7 protein-coding genes are annotated in these 5,941 nt (G+C 54.5%); 6 read left to right on the top strand and 1 reads right to left on the bottom strand.

Going from position 1 to position 5,941, the window contains the following annotated elements; translation table 11 throughout:
- Positions 1-478: hypothetical protein (locus NW838_RS06825; RefSeq protein WP_414427746.1), on the bottom strand; the 478-nt coding region annotated here is incomplete at its 3' end.
- 275 nt (positions 479-753) lie between these two features.
- Between NW838_RS06825 and NW838_RS06820 the strand changes: the two genes are divergently transcribed.
- From NW838_RS06820 to NW838_RS06795, 6 genes are all read left to right on the top strand, one after another.
- On the top strand, positions 754-1,908 hold the full coding sequence (locus tag NW838_RS06820) for a BMP family ABC transporter substrate-binding protein (protein WP_414357561.1): 1,155 nt from the start codon (positions 754-756) through the stop codon (positions 1,906-1,908).
- The gene (locus tag NW838_RS06815; RefSeq protein ID WP_414357562.1) at positions 1,908-3,002 is read left to right on the top strand and encodes an ABC transporter permease; all 1,095 of its coding nucleotides are present in this window, start codon (positions 1,908-1,910) and stop codon (positions 3,000-3,002) included. The genes NW838_RS06820 and NW838_RS06815 overlap by 1 nt, the downstream gene beginning before the upstream one ends.
- Before the next feature lie 68 nt (positions 3,003-3,070).
- Complete coding sequence (locus NW838_RS06810) at positions 3,071-4,018, top strand: ABC transporter permease (protein WP_414357563.1); 948 nt, start codon at positions 3,071-3,073, stop codon at positions 4,016-4,018.
- A gap of 46 nt (positions 4,019-4,064) precedes the next feature.
- The gene (locus NW838_RS06805; protein WP_414357564.1) at positions 4,065-4,706 is read left to right on the top strand and encodes a restriction endonuclease subunit R; all 642 of its coding nucleotides are present in this window, start codon (positions 4,065-4,067) and stop codon (positions 4,704-4,706) included.
- 33 nt (positions 4,707-4,739) lie between these two features.
- Positions 4,740-5,768, top strand: coding sequence for a formamidase (locus tag NW838_RS06800; protein ID WP_414357565.1), 1,029 nt, complete (start codon positions 4,740-4,742; stop codon positions 5,766-5,768).
- A 96-nt stretch (positions 5,769-5,864) separates the two neighbouring features.
- Positions 5,865-5,941 (top strand): hypothetical protein (locus tag NW838_RS06795; RefSeq protein ID WP_414427747.1); only part of this gene is annotated, 77 nt, incomplete at its 3' end.

Raw genomic sequence — 5,941 nt, 5'->3', positions numbered from 1 at the left:
GACGAAATTGCGCCTCAGTGAAAGGGAGCCTCACAAACTGGACCAAGATCACTGAGTGGATCCCGGTTTGGGCTGCAGCTTCCCGCAACAGTTGGCAGCCGTAGACCCCCTGCTCGCGAAAATCGATGTGTCGGATGGTGCCCGTTGCCGCCATGTAGCGCAGGTGAGCGGCGATGTGTTCCAGGTGCTGTTGCGGCGACTGTTTGGCTAACTCTCGATATTTGTAGCCGTCAGGTCGGAAGAACCCCTCTTCCAAAGTCAGGCCTGTCGCCCCATCCGGCAGACAGCTATCCCCCATGTGGGTGTGGCTGTTGGTGAAAGCCGGCAAAATCACCCAGGATCTCTGTTCCAACCCAACAATGGGATCCCCCAGTTCCATGCAGGTAACGGTGTCTTGTTCTACCCCGAAGCGGGAGCAGCGATGGGGAACCAGATCCGGGCCGGCCAGAACAACACCCTCTTGCCATTGAAAACCCATAAAACCCACTCGCAAAACTCATCAGACTTGAGAATGTTATCAGTGCCAAAAACGGGCTAACCGAACTTTGGGTGAGCGGGAAGGACTTTTGCCAGCATAAAGTGAAGCATCAAAACTTTGAATCGAGAAAACTGTAATTTAGACTACCAAAACTTCTCGATAGAGGCTATTAAATCCAGTAGTTGCTGCCAGGGGTTCAGCAGAGGTTCAGAACCTCACCGAGTCTGCTGGGTCTCGTCTTTCCAGAAAGCTTATTCACGAATAGGATTCTCAACATGAGCCGGCCATTGTTTCGTCATCTGTACACTCGTAGGCAGCTCCTTCGCTCTGGTGCTGCCGCCGCTGCCATCACCTTGACCTCACAGTTGTGGCGTGCCCAGGCCCAGAACAAGAAAGAGATCACCATCGGCTTTATTTACGTTGGCCCCAAAGATGACTTTGGCTGGAACCAGGCCCATGCAGAGGGAAAAGTTGGCTTGTCCAGCCTAACTTGGGTGAAAACCGTTGAAGAAGAAAATGTGCCGGAAACGGTGGCCGTGGAAGAAACCATGCGGGCCATGATCGAGCAAGATGGGGCAACGGTACTCTTTCCCACTTCTTTTGGCTACTACGATCCCCATATCTTGCGGGTAGCCAAGGAATATTCAGAGGTACAATTCTTTCACGCCGGTGGACTTTACATTGAGGGAGTGCATCCGAAAAACGTCGGTAGCTACTTCGGCTACTTGGATGAAGGCCACTACATCAACGGGGTGCTGGCCGGTTCCATGACCAAAAGCAACCGCCTTGGGTTTATCGCCGCCAAACCCATTCCCATTGTGTTGCGCAACATCAACAGCTTTACCTTAGGAGCCAAGAGTGTCAACCCCAACATCACCACTCAGGTGATCTTTACGGGAGATTGGGCTCTACCTGTCAAAGAGGCAGAAGCTGCCAACAGCATGGCCGACCAAGGCATCGATGTGCTCACCTGCCATGTGGACAGTCCCAAAATCGTTATCGAAACAGCAGAGCGGCGAGGTCTGATGAGCTGTGGTCACAACACCAGCCAAGCGGCGCTGGCTCCCAAGGGCTATTTGACGGGCGCTGAATACGACTGGACAAGCGTCTATACCCAGTTTGCCGAAGCCATCCAGGCGGGCAAAACCCTGATGAACGGTGGGATCCCCCACCTCATTCGGGGGGGTATCAAAGAGAAATTCATTAAAACTTCCCCCTGGGGATCGGCAGCCAGCGATGAGGCCAAAAAAGCTGGAGAAGCGGCCCTTGCCCAGTTGCAAGCTGGCTCGTTGGTCATTTACAAAGGCCCTCTCAAAGACAATACCGGCAAAGAGGTGATCCCTGCCGGAGTGGAATACGGCCAGCGGGCAATCGAGCTGGAATCCATGGACTACCTGGTGGAAGGCGTGATCGGGAGTATCTCTAGCTGATGGCTACCACCTCTTCTGCTGTTTCCCGCTCGGTTCCGCTGCGGTGGCGCTCCAGCCTTGAGCCGATCCTACTGCCCTTTGGGGCTTTGTTGGCCTCGCTGTTGATCTTCGGCTTGTTTTGTGCCATGGCCGGCGCAAATCCCTTCGCCGTCTATGGCTCCATCTACAGAGCTGCCTTCGGCAGTTGGTTCTCTTGGCAAAATACTCTGCAACGGGCGGCTCCCCTGATGCTCACCTCCCTGTGTACCATCCTGCCGGCCCGCATGGGGCTGGTGATCATCGGCAATGAAGGAGCTCTGGTGATGGGGGGGGTGGCAGCTGTGGCGATGGGGCTGTGGGCGGGATCCCTGGCTCCACCCGTGGTCGTTTTCCTGATGGCCTTGGCGGGCATGGTGGCCGGTGGCCTGTGGATCATGGTGGTGGGGGCACTGCGCCACTACCGGGGTGTGAATGAAACCATCAGCAGCCTGTTGATGAACTACATTGCCATTGCCCTGATGAACCATTGGGTGGGGGGGCCGCTGCGGGATCCCAGTTTCTTGAGCAAGCCCTCCAGCTTTGCCGTTGACGAGGCCAACATGTTGGGTCGGCTATGGGGCACCCGCATCCACTTCGGCTTGGTCTATGGCATCGTTGCCTGCCTGGTTGCCTATGTGTTGATTCAACGCACCACGTTGGGTTTTTCGGTGCGCACAATAGGGGGTAACCCAAAGGTGGCCCGAATGGTGGGGATTGCTGTCGGTAAACTCACACTGTTAATCACCTTTCTGGCCGGCTCCTGTGCCGGCTTGGCGGGCATGGTAGAGGTGGCTGCCGTACACGGGCGGGCCAATGAGTCCTTGACTGTGGGCTATGGCTACAGCGGCGTTCTGGTGGCCTTTGTCGCTCGACAAAACCCAGCCGCAGCAGTGGCGATGGCTATCCTCCTGGGAGGGATCCTGGCCAGCGGCAGCATTTTGCAGCGCTCCCACAATTTGCCGGATGCTACTGTGTTGGTGTTTCAGGGCATTGTCTTTTTGCTGATTCTCTACAGCGAATCCCTCTACGGGCGCTTCGACTTTTTTCGGGATCGAGAACCCTCAGAACCAGCCTAGATAACTGGCCCCCGAAGTAGCAATGATTTGGTCAAGTAACCAATTCAGTGGTCAGGAGAAAAACTCAGATGGAAACAGAAGCCCTAGGATGGTGGGGGATCCCCTTGGCGGTGATCGCCGGAACCTTGCGGGGAAGTGCGCCTTTTTTGTTCGTCAGCTTGGGGGAGTGTCTGACGGAAAAAAGCGGCAAAATCAACCTCGGCCTAGAGGGATCCCTGTTGATGGGGGCAATGAGCGCCTACGCCATCTCCTTCCTCACCCAAAACACGGCAGGCAGTGTGGTCGCGCCTTGGTTAGGGGTATTGGTGGCCGGGTTTGCCGGTTTAGCCTTGGGAGGGATCCACGCCTTTTTGGCCCAACAACCTCGGGTTAACGATGTTGCGGTGGGCATTGCTATGATCATCCTTGGCAGTGGAATGGCCTTTTACCTGGGCAAACCCTTCATTCAGCCCGCAGCCCCCCGGCTACCTGCCTTTGAGTTGGGAAATTGGAGCAGCAGTCCTGCCATTCAAGCTGCCCTAAAACTGAGCCCACTTCTGCTGCTGGGGATCCTCCTGGCCTTTGTCATGCACTGGTTCTTTCGCTCCACTCGTTGGGGCCTATTCGTGCGGGCTGTGGGCGACAACCCCGATGCAGCACGGGCCATGGGGATCTCGGTGCCCAAGGTAAGGGCTCTGTGCATCATGGCAGGCAGCTTCTTGGCAGCCGTGGGAGGAGCTTACCTGTCCCTATACTACCCCGGCAGTTGGACAGAACGCATTTCCAGCGGACAAGGCTTGATGGCCGTGGCCCTGGTGATCTTTGCCAAGTGGAACCCGTTGCAGTGTTTATTGGCTGCTTTTTTGTTCGGCGGAGCTCAGGCGATTGGGCCAGCCTTGCAGTCGGTGGGTGTGCAGTCCAACTACTACCTGTGGAATGCCGCTCCCTACGTGCTGACCTTGGGGATCATGATCCTGACCAGTTCTCCGCGGCGAACCCTGGCAGGCATGCCTGGGGCCTTGGGCACCGGGAAGTAGCCGACTGGCTATAGTCGAAGTGAACCCGATTTAGGGATCCCTGGTTATGACCGCTGTACAAACCCGACCTGCCAATACCCTGACTCTGAGAGAGGTTCACGAGCTCTTAGGGCTGTGTCGGGGAGATTCTTTAGAGTTCGAGGAAAAACTGGACTTACCCCCTTTGACTGAACGGGAGATTGAGGAGCTGACCCAACTCCAGGAATTGTATTTTAGCTATCTGGCCGATGACACTCTGAATGAAGGGCAAGTCAAATTTCTGTTTGTTTCTCCACTTCTCAAACTGGCAGGCTTTCTATCGAGCGACATCAAAATTAATCTAGAAGAAAATATTGCCGATATTATCGTTGAGGAGGAAGAAGGCCAAGTTGCCATCAAAGGTCGTGTAGACTTACTCGCCATTAGAAGAGGAGCAAGAGAGAGCTTTTGGATCCTCGTGATAGAAACCAAGGGAGGAACAGTAGCTACAAGCCTGGCCATCGCCCAATTATTGACCTATGCTTACAAAGGAATAAAAAATCAAGAATTTGTTTGGGGATTAGCTACAAATGGAGAAGACTACCAATTTATCTTGTTACAGCAAGGTTCACCCATTACCTACCATTATCTACCTAAGCTGGGATTGCTAGATAGCAAATCGATACATCGGCTTTTACAAGTTCTTAAATCCATTCGACTAACTCTCTAACCCATTCCATCTTCATCAGCAAAGGATTTGATCATGAGTGGACTCGGTGGCCTGAATAAAACTCCCAACGGTGTTGTATTGGGACTGGTGCAACTGCAGCTACCCAATGTGGTTACTCCCGATGATCTGGCGGCGCAAACCCAAAAGATAGTCAGTATGGTGGGGAAGGCTCGCCGCAGCATGCCCAGCATGGATTTGGTGGTCTTTCCGGAGTACTCTCTGCACGGCCTGTCGATGGACACTAATCCGGAGATCATGTGCCGACTGGATGGACCAGAGGTAGCTGCCTTCAGTGCCGCCTGCCGAGAGAACGATATTTGGGGCTGCTTCTCAATCATGGAATACAACCCGCAGGGTAATCCCTATAACAGCGGCATTATTCTCGACAATCGAGGGAACCTACAACTGTACTATCGCAAGCTGCATCCTTGGGTTCCCGTCGAACCTTGGGAGCCGGGAAATTTAGGGATCCCTGTCTGTGATGGCCCGAATGGCTCAAAGATTGCCCTGATCATTTGTCATGATGGCATGTTTCCAGAAATGGCCCGCGAGTGTGCCTACAAAGGGGCCGAGATTATGTTGCGCACTGCCGGATATACTGCCCCCATTCGCCACAGTTGGCAAATTACCAATCAGGCCAATGCCTTTTGCAATTTGATGGTGACGGCCTCGGTGTGTATGTGTGGGTCGGATGGCACGTTTGATTCTATGGGGGAGGGCATGATCTGCAACTTTGATGGCACCCCCCTGGTCATGGGATCCCATCGCCCTGATGAAATCATTACTGGCGAAGTGCGCCCAGATTTGGTGCGGGAAGCTCGCATCCATTGGGGTGTGGAAAACAACATTTATCAATTCGGACACCGTGGCTATGTGGCCGTCAAAGGCGGAGCCCAAGATTGCCCCTACACCTACATGCAGGATTTGGTGAATGGGGCCTATCGCCTGCCCTGGGAAGAGAAAGTGATCCACAAAGATGGCAGCGCCTGTGGATTTCCTCCTGCCACCCGCCTTTACCAGGAATCCTCCCTCACCGAGGCAGCTTATACTGGCTCTACTTGAAGATTTCGTCGATACTAGAGACACTACACCCGCGTAGACTGGGCAGATGAGGAGTTTAAGCAGGCCCTCCAGGAACGGCAGGGATCCTGGCGGCGGGTGGTGGCCACAGCGGCGGCCTTGGGGATCCCGATCCCGGCCATCAGCGCTTCCTTGGCCTACTACGACAGCTACCG

Origin of the sequence: Synechococcus sp. R55.2, from assembly GCF_047462075.1 — a bacterium.
Taxonomy (GTDB): Bacteria; Cyanobacteriota; Cyanobacteriia; order Thermostichales; family Thermostichaceae; genus Thermostichus.
The sequence above is the reverse complement of the archived record's forward strand: the minus strand, read 5'-3'. Positions and strand labels throughout refer to the sequence as shown.

What these genes read in the sequence shown, in the direction of transcription:
- NW838_RS06810 (WP_414357563.1), top strand. Translation starts at nt 3,071, where the DNA reads ATGGAAACAGAAGCCCTAGGATGGTGGGGGATCCCCTTGGCGGTGATC.
- NW838_RS06800 (WP_414357565.1), top strand. Translation starts at nt 4,740, where the DNA reads ATGAGTGGACTCGGTGGCCTGAATAAAACTCCCAACGGTGTTGTATTG.
- NW838_RS06815 (WP_414357562.1), top strand. Translation starts at nt 1,908, where the DNA reads ATGGCTACCACCTCTTCTGCTGTTTCCCGCTCGGTTCCGCTGCGGTGG.
- NW838_RS06820 (WP_414357561.1), top strand. Translation starts at nt 754, where the DNA reads ATGAGCCGGCCATTGTTTCGTCATCTGTACACTCGTAGGCAGCTCCTT.
- NW838_RS06805 (WP_414357564.1), top strand. Translation starts at nt 4,065, where the DNA reads ATGACCGCTGTACAAACCCGACCTGCCAATACCCTGACTCTGAGAGAG.